Annotated in this window: 14 protein-coding genes; 3 read left to right on the plus strand and 11 right to left on the minus strand. The window is 73.9% G+C overall.

The window, feature by feature from the left end:
- Window positions 1–48: 48 nt before the first annotated feature.
- The 10 genes from HAV39_RS34045 to HAV39_RS34090 form a co-directional block, all read right to left on the minus strand.
- Window positions 49–1080 carry an NAD(P)/FAD-dependent oxidoreductase gene (locus HAV39_RS34045; protein ID WP_191843288.1) on the minus strand — a complete coding sequence of 344 codons (1032 nt, stop codon included), beginning with the start codon at window positions 1078–1080 and terminating at the stop codon, window positions 49–51.
- 82 nt (window positions 1081–1162) lie between these two features.
- Window positions 1163–1675 carry an isoprenylcysteine carboxyl methyltransferase family protein gene (locus HAV39_RS34050; protein ID WP_191843289.1) on the minus strand — a complete coding sequence of 171 codons (513 nt, stop codon included), beginning with the start codon at window positions 1673–1675 and terminating at the stop codon, window positions 1163–1165.
- 2 nt (window positions 1676–1677) lie between these two features.
- On the minus strand, window positions 1678–2760 hold the full coding sequence (locus HAV39_RS34055) for a type III polyketide synthase (protein WP_203736255.1): 1083 nt from the start codon (window positions 2758–2760) through the stop codon (window positions 1678–1680).
- Between the two features lie 156 nt (window positions 2761–2916).
- A complete protein-coding gene (der, locus tag HAV39_RS34060) occupies window positions 2917–4341 on the minus strand; it encodes a ribosome biogenesis GTPase Der (protein WP_191843290.1) in 1425 nt (474 codons plus the stop codon).
- Window positions 4338–5006, minus strand: a complete 669-nt coding sequence (gene cmk / locus HAV39_RS34065; protein WP_239120595.1) for a (d)CMP kinase — start codon at window positions 5004–5006, stop codon at window positions 4338–4340. The genes der and cmk overlap by 4 nt, the downstream gene beginning before the upstream one ends.
- Window positions 5007–5127: 121 nt before the next feature.
- Window positions 5128–5454, minus strand: a complete 327-nt coding sequence (locus tag HAV39_RS34070) for a hypothetical protein (RefSeq protein WP_191843291.1) — start codon at window positions 5452–5454, stop codon at window positions 5128–5130.
- Window positions 5451–5867, minus strand: coding sequence for a YbaB/EbfC family nucleoid-associated protein (locus tag HAV39_RS34075; RefSeq protein ID WP_191843292.1), 417 nt, complete (start codon window positions 5865–5867; stop codon window positions 5451–5453). Before HAV39_RS34075 ends, HAV39_RS34070 begins: the two co-directional genes overlap by 4 nt.
- The gene (locus HAV39_RS34080) at window positions 5854–6537 is read right to left on the minus strand and encodes an endonuclease V (RefSeq protein WP_191843293.1); all 684 of its coding nucleotides are present in this window, start codon (window positions 6535–6537) and stop codon (window positions 5854–5856) included. The genes HAV39_RS34075 and HAV39_RS34080 overlap by 14 nt, the downstream gene beginning before the upstream one ends.
- 18 nt (window positions 6538–6555) lie before the next feature.
- Window positions 6556–7128 carry an NUDIX hydrolase gene (locus tag HAV39_RS34085; protein ID WP_191843294.1) on the minus strand — a complete coding sequence of 191 codons (573 nt, stop codon included), beginning with the start codon at window positions 7126–7128 and terminating at the stop codon, window positions 6556–6558.
- A gap of 31 nt (window positions 7129–7159) precedes the next feature.
- Complete coding sequence (locus tag HAV39_RS34090; protein ID WP_191843295.1) at window positions 7160–7876, minus strand: hypothetical protein; 717 nt, start codon at window positions 7874–7876, stop codon at window positions 7160–7162.
- 183 nt (window positions 7877–8059) lie between these two features.
- On the opposite strand from HAV39_RS34090, the gene HAV39_RS34095 reads away from it, so the two are divergent.
- A complete protein-coding gene (locus tag HAV39_RS34095; RefSeq protein WP_191843296.1) occupies window positions 8060–8914 on the plus strand; it encodes a hypothetical protein in 855 nt (284 codons plus the stop codon).
- Between the two features lie 18 nt (window positions 8915–8932).
- Here the strand turns inward: HAV39_RS34095 and HAV39_RS34100 are convergent, their stop codons facing one another.
- Window positions 8933–10156, minus strand: coding sequence for an SUKH-3 domain-containing protein (locus HAV39_RS34100; RefSeq protein ID WP_191843297.1), 1224 nt, complete (start codon window positions 10154–10156; stop codon window positions 8933–8935).
- A 150-nt stretch (window positions 10157–10306) separates the two neighbouring features.
- Here HAV39_RS34100 and HAV39_RS34105 point away from each other — a divergent pair, with 150 nt between their 5' ends.
- Together HAV39_RS34105 and HAV39_RS34110 are read left to right on the plus strand one after the other, a co-directional pair.
- A complete protein-coding gene (locus HAV39_RS34105) occupies window positions 10307–16543 on the plus strand; it encodes a toxin glutamine deamidase domain-containing protein (RefSeq protein WP_191843298.1) in 6237 nt (2078 codons plus the stop codon).
- On the plus strand, window positions 16531–17634 hold the full coding sequence (locus tag HAV39_RS34110) for a PQQ-binding-like beta-propeller repeat protein (protein ID WP_191843299.1): 1104 nt from the start codon (window positions 16531–16533) through the stop codon (window positions 17632–17634). The genes HAV39_RS34105 and HAV39_RS34110 overlap by 13 nt, the downstream gene beginning before the upstream one ends.
- The last annotated feature ends 11 nt before the right edge of the window (window positions 17635–17645 follow it).

Here is a 17645-nt window from a genome sequence, read left to right on the forward strand (position 1 = left end):
TCCGAGCGCCCCGCCCGACCCACGGCTCCGACACAGTGATGTAACGCCCTATCCGGCCAGCACGTTGACCGCGCCGCGGAACAGCGGCGGGACCGCGACGCAGATCGGCACCACCGCGCCGCGCACCGGCCGGGCCGCGGTCAGCAGCACCAGTCCGCGGGTGAGCAGGCGGTAGGTGCGGGTGCGCCGCCGCCACTGCGCCTCATAACCGGCCAGGTCGCCGCTGCTCAGCGCGGACACCGCCGCCTCGGCCTGGGTCAGGGCCAGGCTCACCCCCTCGCCGGTGAGCGCGTCCTCGTAGCCGGCGGCGTCGCCGACCAGCAGCACCCGACCCTGGACCCGCGCCGCGACCGTGCGGCGCAGCGGCCCCGCGCCGCGCACCGGCCCGTCCGGCGCCGCGCCGCCGAGCCGGGCCTTCAGCTCGGGGAACCCGTCGAGCAGCGTCTCGTAGCCCAGCCCGGACCGGCGGTGCAGGATGGCGACCCCGACCAGGTCGGGCGCGACCGGGGTGACGTAGGCCTCGGCGTGCGCCGACCACCACACCTCGACCAGGTCCGACCAGGGCGCGACCGGATAGTGCCGGCGCTGCCCGAAACGCGCCGGGGTGCCGGCCGCCGAGGCGATGCCCGCCTCCCGGCGTACCCGCGAGTGCAGGCCGTCGGCGCCGACCAGCCAGCGCGCGCGTACCCCCGCCGCTTCGACGCCGTGCGCGTCCTGCCGCAACCCGGCGACGCGCCCGGCCACCCAGCCGATCCCGGCCTGCGCCGCCCGCTCGCGCAGCGCCGCCTGCAGGGCGGTGCGGCGGACCCCGCGGCCCGGCCCGGCCGCGAAGCGGGCGTGGGCCGCACGTACCCCGGCCCGGTAGGCGATGCCGTGGAACGGCACCCCCGCCGGATCGACGCCCAGGGCCAGCAGCCGGGCCAGCCCGCCGGGCATCAGCCCCTCGCCGCAGGCCTTGTCGATCGGGTCGGCGCGCGGCTCGGCCACCACTACCGACATCCCCGCCCGCCGCGCCAGCAGCGCCGTGGCCAGCCCCGCCGGCCCACCGCCCGCGATCAGCAGATCAGCGTCGAACCCCACGACTCCTCGCCTCCCCGATCACGGCCGCAGGGTAGGGACACGCCGGTGAACACGTCCACAAGTTCATGATCAACCCCGAGGCTCACGCGGTGGCCTCGGCCAGGGCGGCGTCCTCCACCCGGATGCGGACGGTTAGGAGGGCGAGGTTGAGCAGGGTGAAGGTCAGGGCGGTGAGCCAGGCGGTGTGCACCAGCGGCAGGGCGAAGCCCTCGACCACGACGGCCAGGTAGTTGGGGTGCTTGAGCCAGCGGTACGGCCCCCGGGCCACCAGCGGCAGCCCCGGCACCACGATGACCAGGGTGTTCCACCGCCGGCCCAGGGTCGTCACGCACCACCAGCGCAGCGCCTGGCTCGCGACGACCAGGGCCAGCATGGTCCAGCCGAGCGCGGGCAGGAACGGCCGGTCCAGCAGCCACACCTCGGCCAGGCACCCGGCCAGCAGCGCGGTGTGCAGGGCCACCATGTACGGGTAGTGGCTCCGGCCGTACTCGCGGCCGCCGTTGGCCAGGGCCCACGCCGCGTGGCGCTTCGACACCACCAGTTCCACCAGGCGTTCGGCGGCCACCGCCACGATCAGCAGGGTGTACGCGAGCACGCTCACCACCTCAGCAGGACGAGTTCGGAGCAGAACCCCGGCCCCATGGCGATCATGAGTCCGGGCTGGTCTTCGCGCGGCGTGCCGCTCATCGCCTCGTGCAGCACGTCCAGCACCGACACCGACGACAGGTTGCCCCGCCCGGCCAGCGAGCGCCGGGTCGGCAGCAGCGCCTCCGGGGGCAGGTCGAGGATCTTCTCGATGGTGTCGATGACCTTCGGGCCGCCGGGATGGCAGATCCACGTCGCGACGTCGGTCTCGTCGACGTCGTGATCGGCCAGGAAGCCGCGCACGTCGCCGCCGAGGAAGCGCTCGGCGATCGGGGCGACCTCGTTGGACAGCACGATCCGGAACCCGCTGGACCCGATGCGCCAGCCCATCACCTGCTCGGTGTCCGGGTAGAGGCGGCTGCGGGTGGCCAGCACCCGCGGCCGTCCCGGCTGCGTGGCGGCCCGCCGCCCGCCGACCATCACCACCGCGGCCGCGCCGTCGCCGAACAGGCTGGAGGCGACCAGGTTGGCGTGCGTGGTGTCCTGCTGCTGCACGGTCAGCGAGCACAGCTCGACCGCCAGCAGCACCGCGATCTGGTCCGGATAGGCCCGCAGGTAGTCGTGCAGCCGGGCCACCCCGGCCGCGCCGGCCACGCAGCCCAGGCCGAACAGCGGCAGCCGCTTCACGTCGGGCCGCAGGCCGACCCGCGCCGCCAGCCGGGCGTCGAGCGACGGCACGGCCAGTCCGGTGACGCTGGTGGTCGCGATGAGATCGACCTCGTCGGGGCGCACCCCGGCCGCGTCCAGCGCCTCGCGCAGCGCGACCTCGCCCAGTTCCTGGGCGACCTCGATGAAGGCGTCGTTGGCCTGGGTGAACCCGGTCAGCCCGGCGTACTGGTCCAGCGGCAGCGCCAGATGGCGGGTCTGCACGCCGGTGGTCCGCCCGAACCGGGCGAACACCTCGCGCCCTGGATGCTCGCCGGGCAGGCACATCGCGGTGAACTCGGCGACGATCTCCTCCTGGCGGTAGCGATGCGCCGGGAAGGCCAGCCGCACCGCCGACACCTGCGGCGCCGACTCATCGATGTGAATCATGTACTGACAGTACCGGCCGAAGGTCAGCTTGCCCACGAACGCCGCGTGGGCCGAGCGGGCACAAAGGACCGCGCGTTCGCTCGCGGGCGGAGCGTCGACGACGAAGCTCCGCCGACCCCAGGGTGGGGTGGCGGAGCTTCGTGAGTGGATCAGCGGTCAGCCGTGGGTCTTGCCGCGGCCGCCGGGGCCCTTCTCCTTGCGGGGCTTGACCGAGATGTCGATCGGGCTGCCCTCGAAGCCGAACTCCTCGCGCAGCTTGCGCTCCACGAACCGGATGTAGCCCGGGTCCAGCGGCTGCGTCGTGAACAGCACGAACTTCGGCGGGGAGATGCTGGGCTGGGTCGCGAACAGGATGCGCGGGGCCCGGCCGCCGCGCACCGGGTGCGGGGTGGCCTGCACCAGTGCGGTCAGCCACTGGTTGAGCTGGCCGGTCGGGATGCGCTTCTCCCAGCTGGCCAGCGCCTGGCGCAGCGCCGGCGCGAGCTTCTCGACGGCCCGCCCGGTCAGCGCGGAGATGTTGACGCGCAGCGCCCACGGGATGCGCTTGAGCTCCCGGTCGATCTCCTTGTCCAGGTAGTGCCGCCGGTCGGCGTCGACCAGGTCCCACTTGTTGAAGGCGAGCACCACGCCGCGGCCGGCCTCGGACACCATCGACAGCAGGCGCTGGTCCTGCTCGCTGATGACCTCGCTGGAGTCCAGCAGCACGACGGTGACCTCGGAGGTCTCGATCGCGGCGGCGGTGCGCAGCGAGGCGAAGTACTCCGTGCCGCTGGCCTTGCCGACGCGCTTGCGCAGGCCGGCGGTGTCGACGAACTGCCACGTCTCGCCGCCGATGACGACCAGCGAGTCGACCGGGTCGACGGTGGTGCCGGCGACGGAGTCGACGACCGAGCGCTCCTCCCGGGCGAGCCGGTTGAGCAGGCTGGACTTGCCGACGTTGGGGCGGCCGACCAGCGCCACGCGGCGCGGGCCGCGCGGGCCGGGCACGTGGTCCTCCAGCGGCGCCTGCTTCGGGAACGCGGCGAGCACCGCGTCCAGCAGGTCGCCGGAGCCGCGGCCGTGCAGCGCCGACACGGGCCAGGGCTGGCCCAGGCCGAGCGACCACAAGTCGTGGACCTCGTACTCCATGTTCTGGTTGTCGGCCTTGTTCGCCACCAGCAGCACCGGCTTGGAGCTGCGGCGCAGCATCTTCACCGCGGCCGCGTCCTCGTCGGTCGCGCCGATGGACGAGTCGACCACGAACAGCACCACGTCGGCGGCGGCGATGGCGGCCTCGGCCTGCGCGGCGATGGCGGCGGCCCGGTCCTTGGCGTCGGGCTCCCAGCCGCCGGTGTCCACGACGGTGAACTTGCGGCCCGACCAGTTGGCGTCGTAAGCCACCCGGTCCCGGGTCACGCCGGGGATGTCCTCGACGACCGCCTGGCGGCGGCCGATGATGCGGTTGACGAGGGTGGACTTGCCCACGTTGGGGCGTCCCACCACCGCCAGGACCGGCTGCGGCGTGATGACCGGCGTCGTCGGCGGAGCCTCCGGCAGCGGCTGCTCGACGACCTCCAGCTCGGTCCATTCTGTGTTGCTCATGCTGCCTTCCTCGTTGTCAGCAGCCGGTGCAGCTCGCTGACAACCTCATCGATGCCCAGCTCGGTCGAGTCGAGCACCACCGCGTCGGCGGCCTGCTGCAACGGGTTGACCTTGCGGGTGGAGTCCAGGTGATCACGACGGGCCAGGTCGGCCTCGGTCGCAGCGTGGTCGCCGGCGGTCTCGGCGCTGCGACGGCGCGCCCGCTCGGCGGAAGAGGCGGTCAGGAAGACCTTGAGGTCGGCGTCGGGGGCGACCACGGTGCCGATGTCGCGGCCCTCGACCACGATCCGGGCGGACTCCTCGATGATCGCGCGCTGGCGGGCCGTGAGGACCTGCCGGACGAACGGCACGGCGGAGACCGCCGACACGGCCGCGGTGACCTCGCCGCCGCGGATCGGGCCGTCCACGTTCTCGCCGTTGACGCTGATCGAGGGCCGCTCGGGGTCGGTCGTGATGATCAGCTCGCAGTCGACGGCGACCTTGGCGATGCCGTCGGGGTCGGTGAGGTCCACCCCGGCCTGCAGCACGGCCCAGGTCAGCGCCCGGTACATGGCGCCGGTGTCGAGGTAGCGTGCGTCCAGGCGACGTGCCAGCCGGCGCGACACCGTCGACTTGCCCGAGCCCGAGGGCCCGTCCACCGCGACCACGCAGCGCAGTTCAGCCACGACCCATCCTCCGCCTCTAGGTTTGATGCTCCCATTCTGCCCGGTCCGTCCGGACACCGATCAGGCAGAGGGGCTCCAGGCGGCGTAGAACACGTCCCGCAGGCCACAACCGGCCCGCGTGTCACACCGTGAGCTGCCGGAACCTGGCCTGCCCAGCAGCATCGACGTGCTCGGTGGCGGCCACCGCGGTGACGATGGACTCACTCAGCTCCACCGTGCGGTGAGCCGCGTCACGCCACAGCAGGAGCAGCATGACCGCGCTGTCGGCGTACCGCGCCGCGAAGGCCCGACCCAGCTCGTCGTCGCCCCAGGGGCGCTCCTGCCCGGCCTGCTCGATCCGGCCGCCGGACAGGTCCCGCTCGCGGGCCAGGGACTGCCCGGCCAGGTTCAGCCGCCGGGCCGCCGTCAGCGCGGCGGCCGGGTCGAGGTCGATCCGCTGTCCGCTCATCGCCGCTCCTCGAAGCCCATGGTGTCGTCGTGGCGGCGCAGCAGCGCGCCCAGGTCGCCGCCGCGCAGCAGCTCGGGCACCCCGGTCTCGGCGGGCACCACCCGCGCCACCAGCTCCGCGGTCGCCTCCACGGCGGCCTGCTCGGCCCGGCGGGTGGTCTTGGTGATCAGCTCGGCGAGCCGGTCCGGCCGGTGCGCCGCGTACGCCCGTTCGTGCAGGCGCAGCCGCAGCAGCTGCCCGCGCGCGCCCACCACGACGGTGACCATGCCGTCGGCGGAGGCGACGGAGACCTCCAGCCCCGCCAGGTCCCGCTGCAGCTCCCCCACGTTGTCCCGCAGGTGGGTGTACTGCGCGTGGACCTCGTCGAAGCGGGCCCGCAGCGCCGCGTTGGCGTCGGGGTCAGCGGGCGGCATGCAGTCCTCCGAGCAGTCGGCGGGAGAGCTGGTCGGCGTGCCGGGTCGTCTCCGGCAGCCGGAACCGCGGCGCCAGGGCCAGTGTCAGCGCGGTGGCCGTGGCCAGGTCGACGCGGTGCCCGACGGAGACGAACACCGGCTTGACCTTCGGCTGGGTGCGCAGCACCCGGCCGAGCACCTCGTCGCCCTCGGTCAGCGGCGACCAGTCGCCCCGCCCCGGCCCCGGCTCGGCGTGCGCGGCGGTGAACGGCGTCTTGGCCACCCCGAACGTGGGCAGCCCGGTGAGCACCCCGACGTGGCAGGCCAGCCCGAACCGGCGCGGGTGGGCGACCCCGTAGCCGTCGCACACCAGCACGTCGGGCGTGACCGTGAGCCGCTCCAGGGCGTCGACGAGCACCGGCAGCTCCCGGAACGCGAGCAGGCCCGGCACGTACGGGAAGGTCACCTCGCCGGTCGCGGTGGCCGCCTCGACGACGGTCAGCGTGGCGAGGTCCAGCACGACGGCGGCGGCCACGGCCCGGCCGGTCTCCCCGTCGTACGACACGTCCAGCCCGGCCGCGGTCCGCACGGCCGGGAGCGGCCCGCCCGGCTCGACCCGCTCGCGCAGCGCGAGCTGCTGGCGCAGTGCCTCGGCCTGATCGGCGGGCCACGGATCGTGCGGCACCCTCATCGCCGGACCGCCCGTCGCTCAGCCGAGCCGGGCCATCGCGTTGCGCACCACGCGCGCCGTGTCCGTGCCGAGCGGGCTGGGCAGCGCGTCGGGGGCGAACCAGCCGAGCTCGTGCGACTCCTCGCTGACCTGCGCCACCGCGTCCGCGGGCGCGTGCACCAGGAAGATGACGTCGTAGTGCCGGTTGGGCCGGCCCGCGCAGTTCACGTGGTGCACGTCGACGTCGACCGGCACCGGGTCGACGACCAGCCCCGCGATGCCGCTCTCCTCGGTGGCCTCGCGCAGGGCGGCCGCGGCGAGGTCGCCGTCCTCGGGTTCGAGGTGTCCGCCCAGCTGGCACCAGATGTCGTGCCTGCCGTGCAGGCAGAGCAGGATGCGGGAGCGGTCGTGCGAGACGATGATCGCGCTGGCCGTGACGTGCCCGTCGAGGTGCGGCTTGCCCATCACCTGCGGGCCCTGCGCCAGCAGCGCGATCGTCTGCGTCCAGTCGGCCTCGGCGTCGGTGGGCGGGCGCCAGTCGGTCAGCAGGCGTACGGCGTCGGCATGCAGGGTCTGTGTCACCCGGCCGATGCTAGTGCCCGGGACGCGCATGCGTTTGCAGGCCTGTGGACAACTTCGGCGATCACGCTTTGACCAGCACGTCGTCGCGGATCTCGCGGAGCAGCCGGGCGCTGTCGTCCATGGTGCGGCCGCCGTAGAACAGGCCGACGCCGAGGCTGCCGTGGTCGATCCAGGCGCAGACCACGACGGGCGCGTCGCTCTGCTTGTCGCGGGCGTCGCCGCAGCGCAGCTCCCCACCGCGCGCTCCGGCGGGGAAGCTGCGCACGCCCGTGGGCCGGTCCTTGCCCGCCCCGGCGAGCGCGCCGTCCAGCTCGCCGGCCGGGTCGAGGATGAACCGGGTGGCCACGACCAGCACCACCGGCATGTCCTTGCGCTTGGGCTCGTCGAGTTTGGCGACCTCCGCGCCGGTCACGTCCTGCGCCCGGTGGATCTGCGCGATCAGCTCGTTGGCCGCGTCACGGACCTCGGGGCTGTCGTCGCGGCGCAGGCCCGCGATCGTGGCGCCCAGCTCAGCGCGCACCGGGTACTGCGCCCGGATCGGCGCGGTGACCGCGGCGAGCACCCCGCAGCAGCCCAGGCTCAGCACGGTCAGCGTGCCGAGCACCCACGGCCAGCGCCGCCGGCGGGGCCGCTCCACGTAGACGATCTGCGGCTCGGCCGGGGTGGCCGGGGCGATGCGCTGCGGGATGGACGCCATGCCGAGGGTGTGCGTGTGCCCGTCCCGGCCCGCCCACGGATCGGCAGGCGGGGGCAGCGGCGGCGTGGGGGTGTCGCTCACCCGCGGCACTGTACCGAGCCGGTCCCAGCGCCGCACTCGAAGCGCGAGGGCGGCTCACAAAACCCCAGGTCAGAAACAATCTTGAGAACAAGTCTGAGCAATTCGGGCTAAATCAGCACCACCCTGGGAGAAATCTGATAGCACCCCCTTTTACCTGGGCTAATGCCTTCCTAATATCGGCCAATGCCCCCGCATACCCCCCGTGATCAGCAAGAACCTCGTTTCGCCCGCACCACCGGCTCCCCCGCCACCGGTCGGCACCGCCGCGACGACGGCCGGCAGGGCCGCCACCGGCGCGGGCGGTCCGGGACGCAGCGCCTGCTCGCGCCCCTGCTCACGACGGCCGCGCTCGTCGGTGTCGGGGCCGTGGCCCTGCTGTCCGGCAACGCCCGCCCGGTCGTCGTCGAGACGCCGACGGCCGCCGGGCTGCTGCCCGGCAATGCCACCGCTGCGCCGATGTTCCTCGCGGCCAGCGACGTGACCAGCGGCGCGCTGCTGCACCGCATGCCGCAGCTGCGGGCGCCCAAGGCGAGCCCCCCGGCGGTCAAGCCGAAGCCCAAACCGAAACCCAAGCCCAAGCCCAAGCCGGTGGTACGGGTCGTGAAGCTGGTCGCCGGCATGGACCGCCAGCAGATGGACAACGCCGCCGCGATCGTCAAGAAGGCCCAGTCCATGGGCCTGTCCAAGTGGGCGATGATCGTCGGCGTGGCCACCGCCATGCAGGAGAGCCGCCTCTACAACGTGGCCAGCCACGTCGTGCCCGAGTCGCTGAACTACCCGCACCAGGGCACCGGTTCGGACCACGACTCGATCGGCCTGTTCCAGCAGCGCGCCAGCGGCAGCTGGGGCTCCGTCAAGGAGATCATGCAGCCGCAGTACGCGGCGGGCGCGTTCTTCGCCCGGCTCGTGGAGATCGACGGCTGGCAGGACATGTCGCTGACCCGGGCCGCCCAGTCGGTGCAGATCTCGGCCTTCCCCGACGCGTACGCCAAGCACGAGGACAACGCGACCCTGATCGTCAACGCGCTGCTGAACTGACGCGCCGGTCGCGGCGGCTCACCGGGCCGCCGCGATCACGCCGTCGGCGCGCAGCCGGCCGGGCGCGCGCCCGGTGGCCAGGTTCGCCAGCGCCTCGTCGACGTGCCCGCCGAGGAACCAGTCGCCGCCCTGGTCCAGCACGAAGAAGCGGTTGCGCGCGTCCACGACCAGGATGTTGAAGGCCGTCTCGGACCCGATCGGGCACACCGGCACGCCCAGCCGCCGCTCGAACGCGGCCAGCTCCGGCACGGGGCAGAACTCGTCCGGCATCCGCAGTGTGAACTGCTGGGCCAGGCAGTCCACGCCCGCGACGGTGGCCCGCGTGGACAGCTGCGGGTAACGCACGAAGACCTCCCGCGCGGCGGACGCGGCCGCCCGGTCGTGCCACGCGCCGTGCGCTTCGCGCGCCTCGTCGAGCAACCGGTCCACCTGCGCGGGGTCCAGCCCGCCGCCGGTCCAGCCGCCCTCGACGAGCACCGCCGCCACCGCCGGCGGGAACCGGTCGGGGTCGGGCGCCGCACCGGCCGCCACCGGCTCGCGCAGCTCGGTCCAGTCCACCGCCGCCGGGTCGCCGCCGAATTCCTGCCAGGCGAGCTGGCACGTGACGCAGCACGGCAGGTCCGGCCCCAGCCCGAGCGGCCGGTCCGACATCGTCGGATAGCTGGTCGGCCACGGCTCGGCCAGCGCCGACCACATGGCCGCCGGATCCGTCGACCCGGTCTGCGCCCAGTCGGCGCACAGGCGCGAGAGCAGCATCAGGTCGGCATGGCGGGCCGCGCCGCGCACCAGCCGCCCGGCCGGCTGGGCGGCCAGCCAGCCCGCCACCGCCGGGTGGTGCACCGGTGCGGCGTCGCCCCGCGCGGACCCGGCGAGGACGCTGACGTTCTGCTTGGTGAGCGCCATCGCGATGCGCGCCGGGCCGGGTAACGCCTGCGCCGCCTCGGCCCGGCTCGGCTTCGGCGGGCGGGCCAGGTGCGTCGCCGAACCGGGCTGGTACCGCTCCTTCACCTGCTCCGTCCACCAGGCAGGGTAGTAGGCCAGCAGGCCGGTGTGCCGGTCGAGCACGACCGTCACGCCCGAACCGATCGGCGGCGGCTCCGCCGGCGGCCGGGTGGGCACGACCCACACGCACCAGCCGTGCGCGAACTCGTCGACCAGCCCCCGATAGGGCTTGCCGTCGCGCAGGGTCGCCTCCACCGCGAACCGCTCCGCCAGCCGCAGCGCGTCGTCGATCGTAGCCACGATGCCCTCCCCAGGGTGGTGTGCAGACACGCCACGGTAGCGGTTGCGACCGATGTCTGGTGCGTGTGGACGGTGCCGGTTAGGGTGTCGCCAGTCACCTGGGGAGGGACTGCCACCATGCCACTTCTACCTTCACCGATCCCGCATCCATTGAATTTCTTCGATGCGCCCGATTGGCTGTGCACCGCACTCGAATGGGTGGTGGGCGTCGACTGGCCCGAGGGCGACGAGGCCGCCATGCGCGAGCTCGCCGACGGCTGGCGGGCCGCCTCGACCCGGATGGGGCCGCTGCTCGACGCGGCCGACGACGCCGCACTCGCCGCGGTCGCCGCCGCGGGGGGACCGGACGGCCAGGTCGCGAGCGCCATCCTGCGGCTGTGGTCGCAGCTCGGCCGCGCGCACGGCACCGACGGCGAGGAAGCCGCCCTGGCGATGGTCGTCGACCTGCTGGACGACTTCGGCAGCCAGGTCGACGACGGCGCCAACCAGATCGAAGGCGTGAAGATCGAGTTCTACGTGGAGCTCGGCCTGCTGCTCATCGAGCTGGTCGCGCTCGCCGCTGCCGCGACCGTCACCTTCGGCGCGTCGATGGCCGGCGCCGCGCCCGCCATGTGCGCCACCCGTTTCGCGATCCGGCGGCTGCTCCGCCGCGCGGCCAAGGAGCTGCTGGAACGCGCGGCGAAGCAGGGCCTCAAGGACCGGCTCAAGGACCGGTTCAAGGACCGCCTCGGCGACGCGGTCAAGGACCGGATCACCTCCAAGGTGGTGCGCCATCTCGGCGAGGAAGCCCTGGAAGAAGGCCTGCAGGAGGGGCTCACCTCGCTCGGCGTCCAGGCGTACCAGGTGAGCGAGGGCAACCGGGGCGGCCTGAACGCGGGTGAGCTGGCGCTCGACACCGGGCTCGGCACCCTGGCCGGCGGCGTCGGCGGCGTCACCGGGCTCGGCCGGGTCCGTGCCGCGACCGCCCTCGGCCGGTTCGGCGAGCACGCCCTGCGCGGCGCGAGCGGCGCGATGCTCGCTGAGGTCACCGTCGGCGTGGTCACCGGCCAGGGCGTGAGCTTGCAGACGCTGGGCATGGCCGCGAGCTCCGCCACGTTCGGCTCGGCCGTCGGGGACACCCGGGTCGCCGTCGACGGGCGGCTGCACGGGGCGGAGCTGAACCTGCCCGCCGCGCTCGACGCCCACGGACTGCCGGACGCGGCCCCGCCGCCCGGCCCGTTCGACGAGCGCGGCCTCGCGGCAGCGACCGCCCCGTTCGCGGGACCTGCGGGCGAGACCGCGCCCGTCTCCGCCATGACCGGCCTCGACCGGACCGTCGCGACCGTGGACCTGTCCGGCGGCCACCCTGGCGGGCCAGGCGTCGCGTTCGGAGTCGAGGTCCCCGGCACGGCCGCCGACGGCGGCGGTCCACGTCTGCCCGGAGCACCGGCCGATCCGGCAGGCCTGTCCGGCGGGGATGCGTGGTCGGCCGAGAACCGTGGACCCGAGGATCGTGCGCCGGAGGATCGTGGGCCCGAGGTCACGGAGCCGACCGGACGCCCTGCTACTCCCGTGGACGGGCAACCAGGCACCCCCGCCGCGGGCCTGGCCACCGGCGCGGCGGCGGCTGTGCTCGACCCGGCGTCCGGCACGATCCCGTCATCGCCCGGCCCGGCCGTCCCGGGCCCGCCGTACGGCGCAGCCGCACCGCCGGCCGGGTCCGGTTTCTCCGGCGCGGGTGGTGGTGTCACCGGGGATGTCCCGCACGGCGTCATCCCGCCGACCATCCCGGCTTCGCCCTGGTCCGGCCACCCGGGCACGGTGAGCGGCTCGGCGCGGCCGGGCGGCATCCCGGGGCCGGGCGGCGTCCCGTCGGCTGGTGGCTTTCCTCCCACCGGTGGCGTTCCTCCGGCGGGCGGGCTGTCACCGGTCATCGCGACGGAGCCGGCCGACGACGCCGACATCGCCGTGGTGGCCGCCGCCGCGGTCGCCTCGCTCGGCGGTCCGGGCACCGGCCTGGTGCGGCCTCCTGCCACGGTGCCGGGCACCGGGGACCGCCCGGCGTTCACGGCCGCGGTCCCGGAGAGCCGTGCCGAGCGGGAGGCCTACGAGAGCCATACCGCGTTCGGCCGCACCCACGCGATGCGGCTGCGATTCGACCCGCGCAGCCCCACCCTGCTGAACCGGATACGCCAGTGGCTCCAGGACGGGTACGCGGCGGGACCGCCCGCGGCCGACCCCGACCGGCCGGCATACGAGCAGAGCCTGGCGCCGCTGGAGGCGCGCCTGCGGACACTGCAGAACGGCCCGATCGACGGGCCGCTGCCGTCCGAGACCGACCCCGACTCGTTCGCCGAGTTCCAGTTCCTGCGTTACGGCGAGGACGAGCGGCAGATGTTCCGCGTCGCCGACGGCGCGGTCAACGAACCGGACGACCGCTCCCGCGCGACCGGCCTGGACGATCCCCGGCCGGTCGAGACGAGCCGCCGCTACGGACTGCCCGGCGGCCACCGCCGCCCGCTGGCCCTGCACCAGCAGGACGTCGAGCTGGCCGTGGAGCGCGACGCCGACGGGCGGCCGCGCCGGTTCAGCGACCTGTTCGGCGAGTGGCCCCACCGCGCCAACGACGGCGGCCCCAAGGCAGACCCCACCCGCGCGATCAACTGCCCCGATGTGGTGCTGTCCGTCATCGACACGTGGCTGCACGGCAGACCGCGGGTCGCGGCCCCGCGCACCGTCGACCGCTTCAGCCCCGACCTGCTGCCGCTGGGCGGCGAGCCCGGCGGCGCGGCCCGCATCGAGGACGCCGTCGGCGCCCGCTTCCAGCAGCTCATGGCCGACCACCGGGCCAGCTCCCACGACGAGGCGTGGCAGCCTCGGGAGGAGGCGTTCGGCGCCCTGGAGTCGGCGCTGTCCCGGCAGGGGCACGGCGCGGTCGCGGTGCTGCTGCTGGAGCGCCCGAGCGGGGCCACCCACGCGGTCACCGTGCACAACCAGCACGGCCAGATCGTGTACGTCGACGCCCAGGACAACGAGCACCCCGTGTCGACACACCGGCCCGGCGGCGCGGTCCGCATGGACGCGCTCCTGCTCGACGCCGATGCCCTGCCGGTCGACCTCGGCCTGCCGCCGGGCCACTGGTCGAGACCGGACACCGACGTCGCCGATCCCGGCACCAGCCACGTCGAGGCCTCCGGACACCAGCGCCCCTCGGACGTGTTCGCCACTCCGGAACAGGTCACGGCCTGGGACGCGCTGTCCGGCGGTCGGCTCGACACGCTGGTCGGCGAGCTGAAGGCACGCGACGACCTGAGCCTCGACCAGAAGTTGCGGCATCTGCGCGAGGAGCTGTTCCGCGAGGTCGCGCCGCCACCCGCACCCGTGGGCGGGGACCTGGACACCAAGAACCTGCGGGTCTACGAATGGCAGAGCGGCGAGCTGTTCGTGCACGCGGCAGCGTTGATGCTGGACGACACGGCGACCATCGAGATCGCGTACGAGCCCCACCAGCTGTTCACCCAGTACTGCGACGACGTCCGCGATCCGTATCTGTCCCACGCCGGCCCGATGCCCGCCGGCATGACCCGCGACCTCGCGGACAAGACGCTGCTGTGGCGGGCGCTGTCCGGCCGGTCCACCGACGGCGTCGACCCGGCCGAACTCGCCGCCGACGCGATCGACATGCAGGTGCGGCCACTGCGCGGCGCGCTGGCCATGCGCGAACGGCTGATCACCGAGTTCGGTGTCGACCCGGCCCGGGTCCGCCTGTGCCACGACGACCAGCCGCGGCACGTCCACTACGCGACCAGCCGGTTCCGCCGCGCGCACCTGGTGGCGCTGCCGCAGGTGCGCCACGGCGGGCAGCTGGCCCGGGCCACGATGGTCGCCGCGATGCGCGGGCACGGCGCGCGGGGCGCACGGCGGGACACCCGGGCTCGCGCGCTGGCCGAGCTGGTGTGCGCCCGGCACGAGCCCGACGGGCGGCCCCGCAGTTACGCACTGCTGTGGGTGCGCAGGTCCGGGGTGCCGATGGGCGCGTTCATGGACACCAAGCCCGAGCTGCTGCGCCAGACCGTCGCGCTGCTCCGCGAAATGGACCCGGACCGGCGCATCCTGCTGATCGGCGACGACCTGTCCGACGGAATGCCGGAGCTGAAGGCCGCGTTCGAAGCCGAAGGGGCGCTCGACGGCGTCGACACCGAGACGCTGCGCCACTTCTGGTCCGCCGACCGCCACGGCGGGCAGGCCCTCGGCCAGGGCGAGCAGGCGCTGTTCCTGCACCACCTGGACCGCACCCGCGACATCGTGCAGATCGGGATGGAGAGCGGCGCCCTGGAGATCGCCGTCACGCTCGGCGTGCCGACGGTGTATTTCCAGGGCCGCGAGCACGTCGGCGACAAGGGCGTGCGCTGGCAGCTCTACTGGGACACCTGGGAGTACGGTGACCGCCGCGCGCTGCTCGACGAGGACGGGCAGCCGCAGCTGTTCCCGTCCGGGCGGGCGAAGACGCGGTTCGAGGCGCACACCGGGCCGTTGCGGGCGCCGCTGGCGACCATCCACCGGGTCGAGTTCGGTCCCGACCTGCCCGATCCCGAGGATCGGCTCACCCCGCCGGTCGCCGTGCACCACCCGGCGACCGTGTCGGTGGTGTCGGACCGGATCGCGCGGCTGGCCGGTCGCGAACTGGACGGCTGGGCGCTGCGGCTGGGCCGGGACTGGGCGCCGCCCGACGCCTGGACGCCGTGGCACGAGACGGCGTGGGCAGACAGCCGCTACTGCGCCGACCAGGCCGATCGGTGGCTGCGTACGGTGCCGGGCGACATCGAGTCCGCGGCGCACAAGTGGAACGCCGTGCAGCGGGCCCTGGCGGGCGTGCTGCGGCCGGCGACGGCCGCCGCCTATCGGGAGGCCGGACTGCACACCGATACGCCCGCGGGCACGGCCACCGCGGCCCGGCTGTCGCTCGCGTACGCTGCCGAGCCCGACGCCCGGCCGCACGCCGTGACCGAACATGTGCGGCGGCTGCTGGCCGAGACGGAACCCCGGCGGCAGGCGGCCGAGGAACTCCGCCTGCTCCAGCTCGACGAGCAGGAGATCGCCTCGCTGCGGAACGCGAGCGAGCAGGCCGTGACCGCGCGCACCGAGATCAGGCGGACGGAGCGCGGCGAGACCGCTCCGGTCCAGGGGCTGCCGCACGATCCGGTCCGGCCGGAGGCGGACACGGCGCCCGATCCGGACAGTGCACCCGGCCGGGCCCGGACGGTGCTCGACCGCGCGAAGGCTGTGCGCGCCGACGGCGGCGCGGTGATCCCGCAGGCGGTGGCCGACCTGATCGACGGCGCGCAGGTGCTGGCGAACGGCACGGACGGGCAGCCGGCGGTGGCCGACTTCGCCGCGGCGGTGCTCGGCCGACCGGTGCGCCTCGCCGAGATCACCGGGTCGACCGGCGCGAAAGGCCTGTCCGGTGCGCCGGTCATGCTGGTGCAGGACGAGGACGGCCGCAACATCGGGGTCGTGAAGGCGTTCCCCGACGCCGAGGAGTTCGCCCGCGAGCTGTCGGCCCTGCAGCGGCTGCGCAGCCGCGAGTTCACCTGGTTCGGCACCCCGGCGACGCTGGGCATCGCGGCGACGCCGCGACGCCACGGGGTTGTCGTGTCCGCGCTGGCCCCGGGCCGGGCGATCGACGACCTGATCACGGAGGTGGGCAGGTCGACGGGTGCGGAGTGGGCATCCGCCTTCGTCCAGCTCGAATGGTCCGTCGTCGGGGTGGGGGCCGCGCTCGCCGACCTGCACACCGCCGCCGAGGGCTCCGGCACGCCGGTGGCCCGGGAGTTCCTGGACCGCCACATCGCGGTGGTGCGCAGGTGGACCGGCCAGGTGACGGACACGATGCGGACGCTGCCGGACCGTGGCTGGCACCTCGACGAACTGGCGAGACGGGTCGAGCAGACCATCGCCGAGGCGCGCGACGTGCGCGGCTGGGCGGCGCTGGCGCACGGCGACGCCCACCCCGGCAACTTCTTCTGGCATCCCGAGCGCGGCCTGACCGTCATCGACCTGCCGACGCTGCACCACGCCATGGACAGCACCGGGAACCCGATCGGCGCACCGGAACGCGATCTCGCGTACTTCGAGATCAAGCTGGCGGACTTCGGGATGACCCTCGGGCTCAAGCCTGAGGAGCTGGCTCACCTGCGGCTGGCGTTCCGCAACGGGTACCGCGACGCGGGCGGCCCGGATCCGGACCCCCGCCTCATGGCACTGTTCGGGGTACGCGGCGCGATCCACGTGCTCAAGGAGGTGCCGTACCGGATGAGAAACGGCTCGCACGACCATGCCGACTCCCTGTCGGACGTCATCGAGTCCCGGCTCCATCTGCTCAGGGAGGCGCTGAAGTGGAATCCGTAAGGGCCGTGTCGGACACATCGCCGCTGTGGTCGGTCGACATTCCGGCCGACGACGCGACGCTTCGCACCGAGGACGTCGACGGCTGTCTGCTCATCTCCGAGGCCGCGGCCACGCTCATCAGCCCTGACGGGCAGATCCGCTGGTCCCAGGAGCTGGGCAGCCATGGCAACTGGTATCCGCTCGTCCGGGACGGGCTCATGCACCGGATCGAGAATGATCACATCGTGACCCGGGATCTCGCCACCGGTGAACCCGTGGCCTCGTTCGACGGAGGCCTGCGGGCTCACCGGCTGGAGTTCGACCCGTGGGGTGGGTTCGTGTTCCGTCACCTGATCGAGGACGATCAGCGCGAGGTGCGCCGGGTCGGCCTGGACGGCGAGCTCCACTGGGCGGTGCCGCTACCCGATCGCATGGACGGCTACCGTCTTCGCGCCTTCGGCGACCTCGTGGTGTTCGACGTCAACAGGCTGCTGTACGCCTACGACCGCGACGCCGAGCTGCAGTGGGCCGCCTGGGCCTGGGCAGGGGTCAGGCTCGACCGGCCGGCGGACGAGCATCACCGCATCAGGGCCCTGCGGCAGTACGACGCGGACCACCTGCTGGCCCGCTTCGAGTGGTACGACGGGGGCGGCTACTTCCTCGTGGACGCTTTCGGCGACTCGCGGAGCCTCATCACGACGCGCCAGGTCAGCGAGCCGCTCGCGGTGCTGCCCGGTGTCGACGGCGGCCCCACGCGCCTGGCCGTGTGCGGGCCCAGCCGGCAGGAGCAGATGATCTACACCTACCCGATCTGGCTGATCGAGGGCGACCGGGGCGTCTGGACCCATGACATGAACGTCGCCCCCGTCACGCTCAGCGCCGGAGCGGAAGGCTCACTGATCGTTTCGGCTTCGCCGGACCAGCGCCGCTGGGACACCTACCACTGGCTCAGGCCGCTGTGGCACGAGACCTACGTGCGCTGCCTCAACCCCGACGGCACGACCCGCTGGACCTGGTACGCCCCCGGCATGATCACCCAGCATCCGAGCATCGGCGCGGACGGCACGGTCTACGTCGGCGCGGCCGGGAGGTTGTACGCCCTGCCCGCGTGACGGCTATCTTC

The organism is Catellatospora chokoriensis, from assembly GCF_011297315.1.
Lineage (GTDB): Bacteria > Actinomycetota > Actinomycetes > Mycobacteriales > Micromonosporaceae > Catellatospora > Catellatospora citrea.

What these genes read in the sequence shown, in the direction of transcription:
- HAV39_RS34055 (WP_203736255.1), bottom strand. Translation starts at nt 2,760, where the DNA reads ATGATTCACATCGATGAGTCGGCGCCGCAGGTGTCGGCGGTGCGGCTG.
- der (WP_191843290.1), bottom strand. Translation starts at nt 4,341, where the DNA reads ATGAGCAACACAGAATGGACCGAGCTGGAGGTCGTCGAGCAGCCGCTG.
- HAV39_RS34070 (WP_191843291.1), bottom strand. Translation starts at nt 5,454, where the DNA reads ATGAGCGGACAGCGGATCGACCTCGACCCGGCCGCCGCGCTGACGGCG.
- HAV39_RS34075 (WP_191843292.1), bottom strand. Translation starts at nt 5,867, where the DNA reads ATGCCGCCCGCTGACCCCGACGCCAACGCGGCGCTGCGGGCCCGCTTC.
- HAV39_RS34080 (WP_191843293.1), bottom strand. Translation starts at nt 6,537, where the DNA reads ATGAGGGTGCCGCACGATCCGTGGCCCGCCGATCAGGCCGAGGCACTG.
- HAV39_RS34085 (WP_191843294.1), bottom strand. Translation starts at nt 7,128, where the DNA reads ATGCGCGTCCCGGGCACTAGCATCGGCCGGGTGACACAGACCCTGCAT.
- HAV39_RS34095 (WP_191843296.1), top strand. Translation starts at nt 8,060, where the DNA reads ATGCCCCCGCATACCCCCCGTGATCAGCAAGAACCTCGTTTCGCCCGC.